The 17463-nt window shown below is 49.3% G+C and carries 16 protein-coding genes, 1 pseudogene and 1 riboswitch; of the genes and pseudogenes, 1 reads left to right on the plus strand and 16 read right to left on the minus strand.

What is annotated here, in order from left to right; translation table 11 throughout:
- Window positions 1-109: 109 nt before the first annotated feature.
- The 9 genes and pseudogenes from ribB to AR543_RS16865 all read right to left on the minus strand — a co-directional run.
- A pseudogene (ribB, locus tag AR543_RS16825) lies at window positions 110-741 on the minus strand (3,4-dihydroxy-2-butanone-4-phosphate synthase); the annotation flags it as partial.
- A gap of 57 nt (window positions 742-798) precedes the next feature.
- Window positions 799-1470: a riboflavin synthase gene (gene ribE / locus AR543_RS16830; protein ID WP_060535592.1), complete on the minus strand. Its 672-nt coding sequence runs from the start codon at window positions 1468-1470 to the stop codon at window positions 799-801.
- Between the two features lie 168 nt (window positions 1471-1638).
- Window positions 1639-2739 carry a bifunctional diaminohydroxyphosphoribosylaminopyrimidine deaminase/5-amino-6-(5-phosphoribosylamino)uracil reductase RibD gene (gene ribD / locus AR543_RS16835; RefSeq protein WP_060535593.1) on the minus strand — a complete coding sequence of 367 codons (1101 nt, stop codon included), beginning with the start codon at window positions 2737-2739 and terminating at the stop codon, window positions 1639-1641.
- 571 nt (window positions 2740-3310) lie between these two features.
- Window positions 3311-3492: riboswitch (FMN riboswitch) on the minus strand.
- A 107-nt stretch (window positions 3493-3599) separates the two neighbouring features.
- Complete coding sequence (locus tag AR543_RS16840) at window positions 3600-5204, minus strand: amidohydrolase (RefSeq protein ID WP_060535594.1); 1605 nt, start codon at window positions 5202-5204, stop codon at window positions 3600-3602.
- Window positions 5205-5469: 265 nt separating this feature from the next.
- Window positions 5470-6186: a GntR family transcriptional regulator gene (locus AR543_RS16845; protein ID WP_060535595.1), complete on the minus strand. Its 717-nt coding sequence runs from the start codon at window positions 6184-6186 to the stop codon at window positions 5470-5472.
- Between the two features lie 24 nt (window positions 6187-6210).
- On the minus strand, window positions 6211-7260 hold the full coding sequence (locus tag AR543_RS16850) for a sugar kinase (protein ID WP_060535596.1): 1050 nt from the start codon (window positions 7258-7260) through the stop codon (window positions 6211-6213).
- Window positions 7253-8008 carry a 2-dehydro-3-deoxy-phosphogluconate aldolase gene (dagF, locus tag AR543_RS16855; RefSeq protein WP_060535597.1) on the minus strand — a complete coding sequence of 252 codons (756 nt, stop codon included), beginning with the start codon at window positions 8006-8008 and terminating at the stop codon, window positions 7253-7255. Before dagF ends, AR543_RS16850 begins: the two co-directional genes overlap by 8 nt.
- Window positions 8009-8011: 3 nt before the next feature.
- Window positions 8012-9115, minus strand: coding sequence for a DgaE family pyridoxal phosphate-dependent ammonia lyase (locus tag AR543_RS16860; protein ID WP_060535598.1), 1104 nt, complete (start codon window positions 9113-9115; stop codon window positions 8012-8014).
- The gene (locus AR543_RS16865; RefSeq protein ID WP_060535599.1) at window positions 9069-10235 is read right to left on the minus strand and encodes an amidohydrolase/deacetylase family metallohydrolase; all 1167 of its coding nucleotides are present in this window, start codon (window positions 10233-10235) and stop codon (window positions 9069-9071) included. The genes AR543_RS16860 and AR543_RS16865 overlap by 47 nt, the downstream gene beginning before the upstream one ends.
- Window positions 10236-10443: 208 nt before the next feature.
- Between AR543_RS16865 and AR543_RS16870 the strand changes: the two genes are divergently transcribed.
- Entirely contained in the window at window positions 10444-10644 is a 201-nt protein-coding gene (locus tag AR543_RS16870; RefSeq protein WP_060535600.1) for a helix-turn-helix transcriptional regulator, read from the plus strand.
- A gap of 273 nt (window positions 10645-10917) precedes the next feature.
- Here the strand turns inward: AR543_RS16870 and AR543_RS16875 are convergent, their stop codons facing one another.
- From AR543_RS16875 to AR543_RS16905, 7 genes are all read right to left on the minus strand, one after another.
- Entirely contained in the window at window positions 10918-11349 is a 432-nt protein-coding gene (locus tag AR543_RS16875; RefSeq protein ID WP_017814352.1) for a peptidylprolyl isomerase, read from the minus strand.
- A gap of 187 nt (window positions 11350-11536) precedes the next feature.
- Window positions 11537-12871 (minus strand): diaminopimelate decarboxylase, encoded by a 1335-nt coding sequence (gene lysA / locus AR543_RS16880; protein WP_060535601.1) that lies wholly within the window; start codon window positions 12869-12871, stop codon window positions 11537-11539.
- A gap of 322 nt (window positions 12872-13193) precedes the next feature.
- Window positions 13194-14537 carry a TldD/PmbA family protein gene (locus AR543_RS16885; RefSeq protein WP_060535602.1) on the minus strand — a complete coding sequence of 448 codons (1344 nt, stop codon included), beginning with the start codon at window positions 14535-14537 and terminating at the stop codon, window positions 13194-13196.
- A gap of 4 nt (window positions 14538-14541) precedes the next feature.
- Entirely contained in the window at window positions 14542-15930 is a 1389-nt protein-coding gene (locus tag AR543_RS16890; protein ID WP_060535603.1) for a TldD/PmbA family protein, read from the minus strand.
- Window positions 15931-16167: 237 nt separating this feature from the next.
- A complete protein-coding gene (locus AR543_RS16895; protein WP_060535604.1) occupies window positions 16168-16632 on the minus strand; it encodes a DMT family transporter in 465 nt (154 codons plus the stop codon).
- A 12-nt stretch (window positions 16633-16644) separates the two neighbouring features.
- Window positions 16645-17112, minus strand: a complete 468-nt coding sequence (locus tag AR543_RS16900; protein ID WP_418304229.1) for a DMT family transporter — start codon at window positions 17110-17112, stop codon at window positions 16645-16647.
- A 35-nt stretch (window positions 17113-17147) separates the two neighbouring features.
- Window positions 17148-17462 (minus strand): ArsR/SmtB family transcription factor, encoded by a 315-nt coding sequence (locus tag AR543_RS16905; RefSeq protein WP_017814346.1) that lies wholly within the window; start codon window positions 17460-17462, stop codon window positions 17148-17150.
- Window position 17463: the final 1 nt, after the last annotated feature.

Genomic DNA, 17463 nt, shown 5'->3' on the forward strand with positions numbered 1-17463 from the left:
GTTGATGATTGGATTGTTTTGCTTGATTTAATGTAGCTTGGAATGATCCACCTTATCATTCATCAGTTTGGCTTGGTGTTATTATGATAATGGATTAAGATGGGTTGCTTTGGATGGAGCTGTTTTGTTTTTGTAAATAGGTGATTAGAGCCTGGATGCTGATGAGTTTCAGGTTATGTTTGGCAGCCAGGGTGCGCAGTTGATCCAGGCGAGCCATGGTGCCGTCTTCGTTCATGATCTCGCAGATGACGCCTGCGGGAGATGCTCCGCAGAGACGGGCCAGATCGATAGCGGCTTCGGTATGACCGGGTCTCGACAAGACACCGCCGGGATTGGCGATCAAAGGAAACATGTGACCCGGGCGGCGGAAATGCTCGGGGCCTGCAGCTGGGTCGGTAATTGCCTTAGCGGTCATGGAGCGTTCATGAGCAGAGATACCTGTCGATGTGCTCACATGATCGACCGATACGGTAAATGCCGTGCCATGGTAATCCGTATTCTGGGCAACCATTGGCTGTAACTGCAATTCCTCGGCTCGTTCTGCTGTGATTGGTAGACAGACCAGACCTCTGCCTTCAGTAACCATAAAGTTAATAACCTGGGGGGAGCATGGTCCGCCAGTGCGATAAAGTCGCCTTCGTTCTCGCGATCTTCGTCATCTACGACGATGACGACCTTGCCCTGCTGCAAATCCTGGAGCGCTTCTTCTATCCGGTCCAATCCAGAAAGTTCGTTATCCATAATGTTGGCCTCCTTTGTTTGTAAATGTATGGTTGGTATACACCAAACCGCAGCCGTTTACATATAACCGTTCTCCTGCAAGAAGTTCGCTGTCAGTGTAGATTGGGAACCCTGCTGGGCATCATTCGGCGAAGCAGAGCGATACTGCAGCATATGTTCTACATACTTGCCTAGAACATCACATTCCAGATTCACAGTATCTCCCGGCTTGCGATGGGCAAGCACTGTTTCTTTGAGCGTATGCGGAATGATCGAGATCGTAAAAGTATTATTCATGACTGCAATGACAGTCAGACTGATGCCATCCACAGCGATAGAGCCTTTGGGAATAATATAGCGGAACAGCGATGTATCCTGTGGCTTGATTTGAAAAATAACCGCGTTCTGATTATGTTCTACCTGTTCAACAACCGCTGTACCATCCACATGTCCCTGGACAATATGACCACCAAATCTTCCATTAGCCGCCATAGCCCTTTCCAGATTGATCGGACTGCCGGAACGCAGATCCTTGAGACTGGACAGCCGGTGTGTCTCCGGCATTACATCTACTGTAAACAGAGAACCGGCTATCGAGGTAACTGTCAGACAGACTCCATTGCATGCGACACTGTCGCCAATAGCCAACCCAGGCATAATGCGTGAAGCAGCAATCCCGAGTACCATCGTCTCTCCCCGGCGTTCACTGCGCTTGAGCGTGCCGATTTCTTCAATTAATCCAGTAAACATGGGTATCCTCCTTGACTTCAGACTATGTTTCTATCAATACATCCTGGAACTCTGTTCGAACCTGAATTCTGTTTAAACGAAATATCAAATAAATATATGTGAATACTTGGTATTATATTTGCAACAGATGCGCAGCCTGATGGCTACATCTATCGCAGAGCCGTTTATTTACAGATGATGATAACGAGTACGTCCGCTGATACAGACGTTGTCCTCCAGCGTCTCCACTTCTACCTGCTCCAGAGTAACTGCCTGATTCATTTTCTCGAATCCGTCAAAGGTAAACGTCGACATATCGCCACCGATCAACTTTGGTGCGAAGAACAGAGTTACCCGATCGACCAGACCAGCTTCCAGCATAGAGCCGTTGAGCCGTCCGCCACCTTCCAGCAGAATCGAGGAAATCTCCTGTTCTCCCAGCATCCGCATCGCCAGCGTCAGGTCAACATGAGGCCCCTCTCCACAGCGCAAAATCCGAATGCCTCGACTCTCCAGCTGACTGGCACGTACAGGATCTGCCTGTGCAGTAGTAACTATCATTGTATCCGCCTGCTCTGTGTTCAGCAATCGGGCCTGATCGGGAATACGCAGCTGCGAATCGATTACAATCCGTACCGGATTGATACCCGGTGTCGCTGTACGGGTAGTCAGCTCCGGATCATCAGCCAGTACGGTACCAATGCCGACCATAATCCCCTGATGGCGATGACGCATCCCATGTACACGCTCACGGGCATCGCTGTTCGAGATCCATTTGCTATCGCCTGTACGGGAAGCCAAACGTCCATCCAGTGTGCTGGCTGTCTTGAGCGTAACAAATGGAAGTCCGGTTGTGATGTATTTGTTAAAAGTCTCGTTCAGACGCTCGGAACGTTCAGCCAGCACTCCGGTTATCACTTCGATGCCGTTACTGCGCAGACGTTCAATGCCAGAACCGGCGACCTGCGGATTGGGATCTACCGCTGCTACGACTACCCGCTTGACCTTTTCTTTGATCAGACGGTCACTGCATGGCGGTGTTTTGCCATAATGGCTGCAGGGTTCCAGTGTGACATAGGCTGTAGCACCTTCCGCTTCTGTACCCGCCATATTGAGCGCATGTACTTCGGCGTGTCCGGTGCCCCGTCTCAGATGGGCTCCCATTCCGACGATCCGTCCGTCTTTGACTACTACACAGCCGACAACCGGATTAATATCGGTTTGTCCCTGGGCTTTTTCGGCCATATCCAGGGCAAGTGACATATAGAATTCATCGTTTAATATATTCATTTTCGAGGCTCCTTTGGGTGAGTCAATGATTCTGCTGGATCGATTTCATATATACGTCCGGCAAGCTGCCAGATCGGCACCATACTGCTGGAGCAGATGCTTCCTGAATATCCTGCAGACCATATATATGGTTACTATTCATAACATAGTAACAAAATTATAAAGAACAAACAATCTCACCTTATACAGCCGCTAAAAAGCCCCGCAAATCGGCAAAATGCCGGATCTACGGGGCTGAGTGTATAAAAGGAATCTAAATTCGTTATCCATTTACAGTACATTTATGCAGATAATGTCCAGTTCGAGAAGCAAAACACAGGTAAAAGTGTTCCGATCCGCCTCAGGCAGACAAACGGATACATCAAATACACCTGGTCCCAACTTCCGGTTCCTGTACATTTCATGTACATCCAATAAGGTTCTGTCATCAAGACAGCTGCACAGACGATGCCGACAGATATTCTATCCTGCAATCTTATCCGACCAGGTCGAAAAAGACATTGCAAATAGAACCATTACCTTATGCATAATGAATAACAAATGAAATACTGCCATTATATATGGCGGTACTCTCTTTCCTCTCCCATCCAGACTATACTGTCGGCTCCGGATTCTCACCAGATCCACCGCATCCGGCCACAAGGCACAGATTACGGGTCACGGACTGAGAGACTGATCAAGGAAGCGCATGAACGCGTCCGATCCTGTCTCAACACCGCCGGTGGGGAATTTCACCCCGCCCCGAGGATAAATATATTATGGAATTATATTGGTTATCACGAATGCTGTCTTGCAGTGCGATGGTGAAATCATATCATCTACACGATCAAAAATCAAGATATCTTGTATTTAAGATTTATTTATGACTCCTGATATCCTATCAGACCATTTACGATCGTCATCCTGACTTTCGCCTGCAGCAGTGTCTCCGCACTTTCATAAAGATCACGATCCAGTACTGTAAAGTCCGCCGCATTCCCTATCGCTATCGAGCCACGATGATCCTGCTCGGCTACTGCAGCAGCACTGCCAGTTGTAAACAGCTGTACAGCTTCATGAATACTGAGCCGCTCTTCTGGCAGATATCCATTGGCCGGCTCTGCCATATCGGGTCTGCGCCGTGTCACGGCTGCATGCAGGCCGAGCAGCGGATTCAGCGGCTCGATTGGCGCATCGCTGCCACCGGCACACACTACACCTGCATCCAGCATTTTTTTCCAGGCATAGAGATATTGCGTACGTTCCGACCCTACCCGGTCCATCACCCACGGGAAGTCACTCGCTACAAACCGCGGCTGAATATCGGCGATCATCTGCAGCCGTGTCATCCGCTTGAGCAATGGCGCATCCAGCACCTGTGCATGAATAAAGCGATCCGGCAAATGACTGATTCCCTGCAGCGGATAAGCCTCCATTGCTGATAGAGTCATATCGGCAGCACCGTCACCAATAGCATGCACAGCAATAGGGAAGCCCAGACTGCGGGCACGGACAGTAATTTCATTCAGGCGCTCCTGTGGATGAATCGCCATCCCCTTCGTAGCAGGTGCATCACTGTAAGGCTGCTGAAGCAGTGCTGTTCTACCGCCGATCGCACCATCGGAGAAAATCTTGGCTGCACCAATCCGCATCCATTCATCTCCGTCTCCAGCGCGTACACCGAGTGCTTCGGCTTCATCCAGATGTGTATAGTAAATAAGCTGATGGCTGCGGAAATTCAGTCCTTCTTCCCGCAGTTCCCGGTAGATTCGGCGCATCGTCTCAATGCTGCCGAGAAAGCGCAGATCCTCTGTATGCGCTCCGGTCAGACCCAGACGAAGTGCATCTTCGCAGGCACGCCGGATAGCATTTTTGCGAGTGGCATAATCGGGTTCGGGCTGTACTGCAGCAAAAGCCATATTGGCTTCCTCATACACCCAGCCATTCAATTCTCCGGCCTCATCGCGGCCATATGCACCTGACTGAGGATCGGGAGTGGCTGCTGTTACGCCTGCACGGCGGAAAGCTTCACTATTGGCCAGATACGCATGGAAGCAGGTACGGGTCAGATAGATCGGGTGATCGGTTGTGATCTCGTCCAGTTCCCGGCGCAGCGGCGGAATCGCCGGCGTAAATGAATTTTCGTTCCAATTCAGTCCCAGAATCCATTCTCCGGCCGGTGTACTATTCACCCGCTCACGAATCATGTGCAGCATCTCTTCCCTGGAGCGTACATTCGAAAAGTCCAGCATGGACAGCTTCATTCCGTGCATGGACAAATGCATATGGGAATCGACCAATCCGGGAAGCACCCAATTCCCCTGCCAATCGACGGTATTATAGTCTGTGCCTGTCAGCTGCAGTTTCAATTCCCCGGTACTGCCAATCGCCCGAATCCGGCCATTCTCGGCATAGACCGCATCGGCTCCAGCCGGCAGTCCGGTAAGTTGGTTAAATCGTCCGTTGATAAATAAAGTTCCCGGCATGTGTATTCTCCCTTGGCTACGGCTGTAAATCCGTATGTAGTATGATGTACTGTCATTTTAGCATAATCCAAGTTTAGCAAACCAGCGGCTCGATCTGGATGGAGTATTAGATATTCATGCAGGAGCAATAGCGGATGTTCATAGCAGTAACAGCAGCAGATATTGATTCACATATATTCCAAAATACAAACAATACCGGACTTCTGCACAGAAGCCCGGTGTTGTTTGTATTCCCGTATTTTATTACCACTCCAGAAGATATTTGCTAGACATCATAATTGACCAGATAATGCTGAAGCTCCGTATTGTAAAAGCCTCTGCTGTATTCAATCAGATTGCCGTCGGTATCATAAGAATAGCGCAGCCGCTGCAGCAGTGCTGTATTCTCTTCCACCCGCAGCAATGCTTCTGTGGCAAAGTCGGCAGTGCCTACCGTAAAACTGTCTTTGAAATTATGCAGTTCAATCCCGTAATCCTCGATCAGATCATACATTGACTGCAGTTCCAGCCCTTTTAATTCCAGTGATAGCGGAAATACGGGCGCCAGATAGTTCACATAATGAATATAGGGCTGCTCATCCAGCCAGTATAGCCGTTCTACTTTGAGACAGCGTGGTCCGAACAGACGGTAGATTTCGCTATCCGGTTCATTGGTGACCCAAACCGAGTGCAGCAGCTGCTTGCGAATCTGGTGTCCTTCTTCCACCAGTAATTCGGTGAAGCGTTTGCCCTTAGACAACCGGGAAAGGGATGTATTGCGGATAACGGTTGTGCCGACACCACTGCGCTTTTCGACATAGCCTTCCTGGGCCAATTCCTGCACCGCATTGCGTACGGTCATTTTGCTGACGCCAAACTCGCTTTCCAGCTGCGGCTCGGAGGGGATCGTGGTTCCCATCGGATAGACGCCATGCAGAATGCGGTCTTTGATAATCTTCTTGACCTGTAAATACAAAGGTCCTTTTTTTCGCGTAATGGACATGAAATGTCCCTGCCTTTCTGCTTGTCACCTGTCTACATCCCTGCCCTGCATCATCATGGCCTGCCGAATCTCCATATCGGTCGAGAGCGGAGTATCGCCTGTCACCGTATGGGCCAGCATCGCTGCGGTGGCTGCATAATCAACCATTTGCTGCATAGCCATGCCGGTCAATTGTCCATGAATAATACCAGCAGTATAGGCATCACCCGCACCGATCCGGTCATGCACCGGAAACGTGAGGATTTGGGAAAAGACAAATGTGCCGTTCTTGTAAATGTACCCTTGAAGCGAATGCATAGTATTCTCATGAATCGCCCGGTGAGTTCCGGCAATCACAGCAATATCATACTTCTTCGCGACCTGTGGAATCAATTGTTTTAATTGGTCAAGCCGATCTAGTGTGCCTGTACTCATGCCAAGTATGCTTACGGCATCCCGTTCGTTCATCATAACGATATCTGCATGCTCCAGCATCTGCTCATAATGGGGACGAGCGATCTCATAGCTGTCATTCCCCCAGAGAGTCGGTCGGTAATTACAATCGAAGACGACCTGTCCATTCTGCCGACGTACAGCTGCTGCCAACTGCTTCATTTGCTGGCGTACCTGCTCGTTCATAGCCAGCGTGATGCCGCAAAAATGGATCAATCCGACTCGCCCGGCAATCTGCTCATAATCATAATTATCCGGATCCGCTGTATTAAAGCTGCTGCCCAGGCGATCGGTATACGTCACCCTGCCCGGACGCGGGCCAAAACCATTTTCCAAAAAGTACATGCCGATATATTTACCACTGCGCTGAATCAGCGAGGTCGAGATACCCAATCTTCGCAAATACGCGATTGCTGCCTCTCCCAACGGATTGGAGGGCAGCGTAGTGACCAGATAACCGTCATGCCCCAGCCGGGATAGCGCTGAGGCAATATTCACTCCCGTACCGGAAAATGTATATTTCAATTCACTACCTTGTGCCAGCGTCTCATAGCCTGGCACCTGAAGACGCATCATCACTTCGCCAAAAGCCGCCACACGACAACCTGCTCCACTCTGTGCATCTGCAGGAATCTCAGGCATAGCGATCCACCAGTTCAGTTAATGTACGGTGCAGGGTCTGTACATGTTTCACCGATGTATCTCCAGTGGCCGGATCTATAATCGACGAATATACATGCGGAATCACCTGGGGTACACCTGCTTCCAGTGCGATTTGCACGATAGCCCCAAAATTATCAAGATCTATGCCGCCTGTCGGTTCGAGGGCAAACTGCTCTTCGGCACATGCTGCTGCGACTGCACGGTACTCTGCTTCCAGTTCCAGACCTTTCATTGGAAAGTACTTGATGGCGTTGCCACCCATATCTCGAATCAGTGCAATCGCCGCTCTGACAGGTACGATTGCCGGCTCGGTACCGGCCGCACTGGCCGGCCCTGTCGAGATATTCACATATCCCGGACGGCCGCTGGGCGAGACCAGACTATTGATCCAGCTGTCTCTGCTGCCCAGATTGGCCCGTGTAGCACCTACAGCCGGAAATACCTGATTGATATGCGCTCCCGGATAGCTGCGAACAATCTCGGCGACTACTGCCGCCTGACGGTTATCTCCTGCTCCGAGCCCTATCGATACTGCATTTTCGATAGCTGCACCGTAGGCCTGCATTGCTTCTGCGGCTGATGGAGCGTCAGGATAATTTTTGGACAATACACCGACCAGTACGTGGCCCTGTGCAGCTTCAAATACCTGCCTGGCATTATCGATACTGCCTGCCAGCACATTTAATGCTGCGCGGTTGCGATACAGTCTTGCGGATAAGTTGGTCATTGGTCAGCCTCCTGTAATCTCGCGAATACGGCTTGCGATGATTTCCAGATCATCTCCCAGCAGCGGACGCGGATCAATATCAAAATAGCCCTGCTTGACGCCATAATCCCGTGTATAAATAGCAATATCTCCTTCACGCAGACGATCATTGACTTCCTGCGCAGTCAGCTGTGCCACAGACGAATCAATATGTACTCTGCCGCGGAAAATAGCTCGGCCTGCCTCATCCTGAACAATCTTGACCGTAATCCCTTGCTGCCCGGACAGCGGCATCATTATGTCCTGCAGTGCCTGCTTCTCCTGTTCGCTGCGATCGGGTTTGTCCTGATACTCATCCAGTGCCTGCAGCAGACCAAATGTGGTTTCCTTGCCCACTTTCATGCTCCGTCCGATACCCTGCAGCTGGATTTTGAGCCACTCCACATACATGCGTTTACCAGCTACAATGCCGGAGGTCGGCCCTTCGATCGCTTTGGAACCGCTGAAGATAACCAGATCGGAGTAGGCAATATATTTGGATAATTCTTCTTCGGCAGCCGCATCAATAATCATCGGAATATGGTGACGATGCGCCACTTCCCAGGCTTCTTCGAATGTAATCATGTTTTTCTGCACGGCATGATGAGATTTTACATACAGGATCGCTGCGGTATGCTCGGTGATCGCCTCTTCCAAATGTTCGGCTCGTCCTTCATTCGCATAACCTACCTCTACAACCTTCCCGCCTCCCAGATAAACCATAGTCTCGACCGGTGCTCCATACTGTACATTGTGGCCCTTGAACATCAGAATCTCGTTACGACCGATCGGCTCCTGATGAAGCCGCAGGCTGCGCCGGATATTCCCTTCTGTAATTATCGCTGCTACCGAGAGGGCGATTCCACTGGATGCCGAATTGACGACAACAGCCGCTTCCGATCCGATCAGCCGGGCAATATAATCGCCTGCCTTGTTCACCAGATCAGCAATCTCGACATAGCTCTGGCCACCTGTTTTCATCGCCTCCATTACCGTATCGGTAGGTGCAGATACACCGAGGATACTCATCCGTCCACTCGCATTAATGACTCGCTTGAGTCCGTATTTGGCATGCAAAGTATGCTCCATCTTTGACGACTCCTTTCGCTTCGATATATTGTGAGGCTGTCCGCTGTTCACCTTCCGAATCGGTTAACAGAACCGGCCCCGGCTCAATCGCAAACAATGTGAGATTCGCTTGCTGTCCGAGGTTCATATCAGCCAATTCCGGACGATTCAGCCACTCTGCTGCATTTACCGTTACCGCTTCCATAATATCGGCTAGTTCATATCCCAGGTACAGGAATTTACTCAGTACGTTGGACATATTATACACCGGTCCATTGAGTCGGTTACGTCGATAAATATCCGTACTGATCGTATATAGCGGAATTCCGGCATGCCGGGCCTGCTCGGCTACACGAAAAGAAAAACTGGCTGACCCGTGACCCACATCCAGATGAATCCCCCGCTGCAAAGCAGCTGTCAATTCCGGCAGCGGATCCCCTGCTGCATCAAACAGGTTATTCGATTTGCCATTAAGATAATGCGTCACGATATCTCCTGCTTCCAGCAGATTCAGTACCTCCCGGATATCCGGCGGTCCTGAACCGATATGTACCATCAAAGGCAGATTCGTCTGGGTAGACAGCTCCCGAGCCCGTCGCAGCGGCTTAATGCCCTGCTCCTGTACCACACTGGAACTGATTCGGGCTTTCAGTCCGACAATATAATCGGGATAATGCTGTACAGCCTTTTTTACCTGATCGGCGTCGATCCACTCCAGATTGGACAGCTCGTCGACGCGCCGCAGCCCGATCCGGGAAATATTCAGAAAAGCCAATAGCGATGTACGTGTACCCTCGCTCTGATAAAGCAGTTCATGAATATCATCGCCTCCACAGCTGCCGGCGTCCACAATAGTCGTCACTCCATGGTGGATACCAATCTTGTCAATCTCGTCTCCATACGGAGACAATTCCGAGTAGGCATGCACATGCATATCGATCCAGCCGCTGGTCAGATACCAACCTTCACAATTGACCTGCTGCATAGCCGAATCATCATATGCAGAATCCTGATTCCCTATATCGGATGGTTGAATCCAGGAAATGATCCCGTCTGTAATCAGTACATCCACCTGCTCACCGCTCAGCAGCATCGCCTTGCGCAGCAGCAGTCTATGCGGTCCATCTGTGTCATGTTGCATTGCCTCAACCTCCTGGCCTGGATACATAGAATTCAGATACCACTTCAACGCTTCATAGGGACAGAGCCAACAGTCGTCTCGTTACTTGTTATATAAATTAGCACAGATTCTCACAAAAATAAACATAACGTTATTATGTTTAACGAAGATGTAAACTATAATTTACACTATGCAATATATATATTACATAGAATAAGAGGTGGATGATTTGGAAAATAGAGTGAAGCAGGCGCGCGTACAAGCAGGATTTACCCAGCAGCAGCTGGCTGACCAGATTGGTGTAACCCGTCAGACGATCAGTCTGATTGAAAAAGGCAGCTATAATCCTACATTACGATTGTGCCTGGAGATTTGTTATGCGGTCCATCAATCACTGGATGAATTGTTTTGGGTAGATGAGAAGGAATAAAGTCAACGATTCGAAAACGACTATATTTTGAAAAATATTTGAAATTACGCCTGTTTATAGAAATATAGCGTTTTGGCTACATAACACAAAACACAAAACACACAATCCATATAACAAAAACGAAATAGATAGACTGATCCGCTATTATATAGGTTTCATTAAAAATAAAAAACAGGCTGCCCATGTCGCAATGACATGGAGCAGCCTGTTTGATTTCGCCAGCACACTCTATAACAGAGCGCGCGAACAATATGATTTCAATATTGCACTTAATTATACTTCTACAACTTCAACAGTTTCCATTTTGTCGCGGCCTTGGAATGCATCAACGTATTCCATACCTTTTACGACTTTACCGAAAACAGTGTGCTGTCCATCCAGGTGAGGCTGTGGTTGGTAAGCGATGTAGAACTGGCTTCCGCCTGTGTTGCGGCCGGCGTGAGCCATTGCCAGGGAACCGCGCTCATGTTTATTCGGGTTGATTTCGCAATCGATCATGTAACCCGGACCACCTGTACCTGTACCATTAGGGCATCCGCCCTGAGCTACGAAACCAGGGATAACGCGGTGGAAGACCAGACCGTTGTAGAAACCTTCGCTTGCCAGTTTCTCAAAGTTAGCCACTGTGTTTGGAGCGTCTTGATCGAACAGGTCGATAACAACCTCGCCGCCGTTTTCCAATTTGATTTTCGCTTGTTTTGTCATAATCATCTATCTCCTCTCGTGGATCAGCATTATTGAGTCTATTCAACAAGCTGTATATTGAAAATACATACAGGATGCCATGCTGAATACCCGCAAAGGCGATCAGCACAGCACCCTACCAGTTTACTATGAAATTCATTTCAACGCAAAAGATTATAGCAATTACGGCGTATCTCGCGATAAACGATTAGCTGCGCAGAGCTGCAGATGCCTGCAGACGAGCAGGAACCAGATCATTGCCTACCAGATCTGCATAACTTTCCCGGCTGACAATGACATCACTGTTCCCTTCACTAACCAGTACGACTGCCGGACGGCGCAGACGGTTGTAATTACTCGCCATGGAATAATTATAGGCACCCGTACAAGCGACAGCGAGCAGATCACCGGACACCGGATGAGCCAGTTCAATATCCCAGATCAGCATATCTCCACTCTCACAGCATTTACCGGCAACCGATACCAGTTCGGACGAATCATCGTGGGCACGGTTGGCGATCACGGCTTCGTATTTGGCATCATATAGGGCTGTACGCGGGTTGTCCGACATCCCGCCGTCGACGGATACATATTTGCGAATGCCGGGAATGTCTTTACTCGTACCTACAGTATACAATGTTGTGCCAGCATCACCGACGATACTGCGACCCGGCTCAATCCAGATCTGCGGTACCGCTCCATCACTGTCTGCAAAATTTTTCTGAATCGAGTTCGCAATAGCCTGCACATAATCGGCTACCTGGAGCGGACTGTCTTCCGCAGTGTACCGGATACCGAATCCGCCGCCCAGATTGATAACAGAGAAGTAAATGCCTTTATCCCGCTGCAATTGACGGGCGAATTCGGCTACACGCTGAGCGGCCACTTCAAAACCATCCACTTCAAAAATCTGCGAACCGATATGCGAATGCAGACCGAGCAGCTCAACGCTGGACAGCTGATCTGCCTGTACAACTGCTTCATACGCCGAACCGTTGCCGATATCAAAGCCAAACTTGGAATCTTCCTGACCGGTGGAAATAAATTCATGCGTATGCGCTTCTACACCTGGAGTCACGCGCAGCAGAATTTTGGGCTGCAGCCCTTTTTCCGCAGCGATCGCGTTGAGCAGATGCAGCTCGATCAGATTATCGACTACAAAGCAGCCAATACCTGCATCCAGCGCCAGCTCCAGCTCTTCCGGCGTCTTGTTGTTGCCGTGGAAGTGGATGCGCTCGACAGGGAACCCCGCCTGCATCGCTGTATACAATTCTCCATCCGAGACGACATCCAGTGACAATCCTTCTTCTTCTACTAGCCGGCACATAGCCATTGTGCAAAATGCCTTGCTCGCATAAGCCACCTGGAACTGCATCCCTGTTGCCCGGAAAGCATCCATGTATTCTCTACAGCGCTGACGAATCAACTGTTCGTCCATAATATATAAAGGCGTGCCATACTGTTCTTTTAGAGCAACCGTATCACAACCGCCAATTTCCAGATGTCCCTGCTCGTTGATCTTGCTTGTTCCATGTAAATACATTGTTGTCCTCCGTTCGTTCATTTGAATGTACAGTCAGTATAGAACGGTTCCTACAGGTGCAGAATGGACTATTGTACTGAACATTTGTATTATATGGGGCTGATGCAGCTTGCCTGGTGAAGTTAGGGGTTTCCTTCCATTTTACCATTAGACGGCATGCTTCTGAGAAATACTATTCAAATTCCATTCCTTTTTCTGCTATCTCATTCGAATGAATATATCAAAAAGCCAAAGCTACTCAACAGCAGGCTTTGGCTTTTTGATTGTTTTAGCTATTATTCAATCCTATCTATTGCCTGGTCCCATCGATCCTCATGTCAGATCAAGAACCTGAAATCGACAATGAAGCAATTTTGAGCGAAGGCGAGGTACAGCTGCCGGTAAATCTCAGGTCATTACCCAGCTCCTCCACCTCACCAAGCAGATCATAAAAATTGCCAGAGACCGTGATCTGGTTCACCGGACGGCTGATTTTGCCATTCTCGATCAGATAGCCCAGACAAGCCAGTGAAAAATTCCCGCTGGTCGGATTGGTACCGGCATGCAGCCCCTGCAGCTCGGTGATCAGAATGCCGCGTTCGGTCGAAGCGATCAGTTCGTCCAGGCTGCGTGTACCTGGCTGCAGATACAGATTGTGATAGGATACACCGATTTTGCCTTTGTATCCACCTTTGGAAGCATTACCAGTTGTCTCTGCTCCTGCTTTGGCCGCTGTTTTGCGATTATGCAGGAATGTCATCAGTGTTCCTTCCTGAATCAGTTCATTACGGCGCGCGGCTACCCCTTCGGCATCAAAGATAGATGCTCCCGGAACGCCTGGCATCAGCGGATCATCGATCAGAGTAATATTGCTGCCTGCAATGCGCTGGCCGAGTTTGCCGACAAGACTGGAAAAGCCTTTTTCCACATTTTCTGCCGAGAAAATCGAAGCATGAGTCTGCAGCAGACTGGAAGCGGCATCCTCCCGCAGAATAACCGGATAATTATCCGAAGGTACCGACGCAGCACCCAGCTTGGATACCGTCTCTTCTACCGCACGCGCTGCGATTTGTTCTAGCTGGATCTCGGAGAAATCGGTCAGGGAATATTCGAACCAGCCTCCTGTTACCGTATCCTGCCCTTCTCCGGCCAGCAGATAGACGCTTACACTGCCCACGCTGTCCTGCTGATGGCAGTGCAGTCCTCTTGTATTGGCAATAAGCAGTTCGTGTTCCCGTACACTGGCAGCACTCTGTCGTACCATGCTGATTCGTTCATCGCTTGCCAGTACAGCACGTTCCACCTTTTGCGCCGCCTGAATCAATATATCCGGATCGGTCTGCATCAGCAGCGCAGAATAGGTATTCAGCTGCGGGTACTGTTCCGAACCGGCGAACAATTCATCGTCATCTTCCATTTCCAATACTGCGGCATTGCCTTCCGCTTCTTCCAGCAGGAACATCATACTGTCTTCGGCAATTTTCTCGGTAAAAGCATAACCCATCTTGCCACCGATTACGCCGCGGAATGATAATCCATTCGTCTCCGTAATCCGGTAGGTATCTACTTCACTCTGACGCACCACAACCGAGATGGCCCGGCTGCCGGAATAATAAATTTCCATATCGGTATATCCATACTGCTCCCCCTGACGGAACAACATTTCCTGAAAATCGGTAATATTCATCTGCTTATTCCCCCTTTCTGCCGCCAATGGTCATTTTGGATACACGCAGTGTCGGCTGACCGCAGTTCACCGGCAGACTGCCGCTGATAGAGCCGCACATGCCCTGTCCATGATCCAGGTTATTGCCGACCATATCGATATGCTGCAGGGCTTCCAGTCCTTTGCCGATCAGTGTTGCTCCCTTGACCGGTTCAGCGATCTGACCATTGCGAATCATATAGGCTTCGTTAATCGCAAAGTTAAAATCACTGGTCGCTGTATTTACCGAGCCGCCACCCATGGATTTGGCATAAATACCGTATTCTGTATTGGCAATCATCTCTTCGCGGGTAGAGCTGCCTTCTGCAATAAAAGTATTATTCATCCGTGATGCCGGTGCGAATTTGTACGACTGGCGTCTGCCGGAACCGGTAGGTGGCATATTCATGCGACGAGATCCTACTTTGTCGATCAGATAGCCTTTGAGAATACCATTCTCAATCAGTACATTGCGCTGGGTAGGCATCCCTTCATCGTCGATATTGAGCGAGCCCCAGGCATTCGGGATCGTGCCATCGTCAATCGCCGTAACGAGTGGTGAAGCGATCTGCTGACCCAGCTTGCCAGCAAATACGGAAGCGCCGATACCAACCGCTGTCGATTCGAGACCATGTCCGCAGGCTTCGTGGAATAGCACACCGCCAAAGCCATTCTCGATCACTACCGGGAATTGTCCGCTTGGCGCATAACCAGCCTTGACCATCGTACCCGCGATTCGTCCGGCTTCGCGCGCTTCTGCTGCAATATCCATCTGCTCCAGCAGTTCCAATCCCGCATAGGCTCCCGGTCCACGGAATCCCGACTGGCGCTGCGTACCGTCTACCGCAATTGCGCTCATGCGCATTCGTGTGTAGGTTCGTGTATCTTCCGCCCATAATCCATCCGAATTGGCAATCAGCACCTTTTGCTCCCAATTCAGGATACCGACCGAGGTCTGCTCGATCAACGGATGAGACGTTTTCAGTGCTTCATGCGCCTGACGCATCAGTTCGATTTTGCGGCTGTTCTGCGCTGCCGATGGGCGCTGCAAAATGGGGTGACGATCTTCGAATTGAATTTGGTTAAAATTCAGCACCAGATCGCCGGATGATCCTTTGAGTGCACGTGCAGCCTTGCGGGCTGTCTCAATCAGATACTCTTCACGCAGATCGCTTGTATAGGCATAGACTGAAAAAACACCTTGAAGAATACGAATGCCTATTCCATAATCGCGTCCGGATAATGCACGTTCTACTACGCCGCCCAGCATTCCTAGATCACGATCTGTGCGGTCTTCCACAAAAATCTCTGCAAAATCGCCACCGCTTTCCAGCGCAGCGTTCAATATTTTCTCTACCAGTGCAGGTTGCAGCATCGTATCCCTCCAAAAATAAATGATAGGAGAACAGATTTGTTATGTAAAAGAACAGACAGGCTGCATTCAAGCGATCCTGTCTGTCTGTTCACCGTCTTAATTCCATATTGTACCACTAACATTCTCTGCTTCCTAACGCATTCTATTGTCTTGCCTGTACCTGTGATTAGAGCAGCTTTTATCTCTGTCTATTTTATCCGCCAGCCTGTATTCGGATAATATGTCTGGCATAGCAACCTAGGATGAAGATGCAGTACTTTTATCTGTTTTCTCACGGAAAACGAAATACAGTGCGATACACATCAGTACTACTCCGATCAGCCGCTTGATGCCAAACGGAACCACTTCACTCTCGAACCAGCCAAAATGGTCGATCACCATACTCGCTACCAGCTGACCGACGATGACCGAGATGACTGCTGCGGTTACGCCAATTTTCGGTACAGCCAGTACCATCAGAGACAGATAGATTACGCCGAAGATCGCGCACAGCAGCTGCCATTTGGGAACTTCATGAATATTCAGTATATTCCCTTGTCCAAAAAAGTTTACGATAATCGTCAGGAAAATCGCTCCTGTAAAAAAGGTGAAAAACGCACTTTCTATCGTACCTACCCGCTTGCCGAATGTCCCATTGACAGCGGATTGGACACTCAGCCCGATCCCTGCCAGCAGCGGCAGCAACAGCATAATAATATTCATAAATACCTCCCTCTATAATACAAGCACAAAGGATATCATCAGCAGCACAACAGCTATCAGACGATTACGGTTAAACGCAATACGCGGCGAACCGAGCAGGCCAAAATGTTCAATCAGAATACTCATAATAATCTGACCGACAATTACCGCTGTCACCGAGACGCCGACGCCCATCAATGTGACGCTGATCACTAGCAGTGCCAGATAGACGACGCCCAGCAATCCGCCGGTCAGATTCCACTTAGGTACGGTGAGAATCTGCCGCAAATCGCCTTTACCAAAAAACAGAGTAACCAGAAACGTAGCCATCGCTCCTATAATGAAAATGTAATAAGTACTCTCCAGCTCGCCTACATGCTCACCCAGCGCTCCTCCAATCGCTGCTTCTATACTGAGTGACATGCCTGCAATCATGGCTGTCAGATATATCAGTAATTTGGAAATAGTAACCCTCTCCCTTAATTTATTTATCGAGAATATTCGATATACATAATCAAAAAAGAAATCAGCCGAATTCAGATTTCTTTATCCAAGAACTGGGCCAATTTCTTGATGGTATCCTCATTACGACGATAATAGGTCCACTGACCGTAACGTACAGCCTCCAGTAATCCAGCTTTTTGCATGATGGACAAGTAATGAGAGACGGTGGACTGGGATAAATTTACCTTATCCTGAATATCACCTACACATACGCCGCCTTTGATACTAACCTCCTTGGGCAAATGTGCTTGCTGTTTGGGGAAATTTTTCTCAGGTTCTCCAAGCCATCTCAATATATTGAGGCGTGTCTCGTTGGAAAGGGCCTTGAAAATGTCAATTTCATTCATG

This window comes from Paenibacillus bovis (assembly GCF_001421015.2).
Classification (GTDB): domain Bacteria; phylum Bacillota; class Bacilli; order Paenibacillales; family Paenibacillaceae; genus Saccharibacillus; species Saccharibacillus bovis.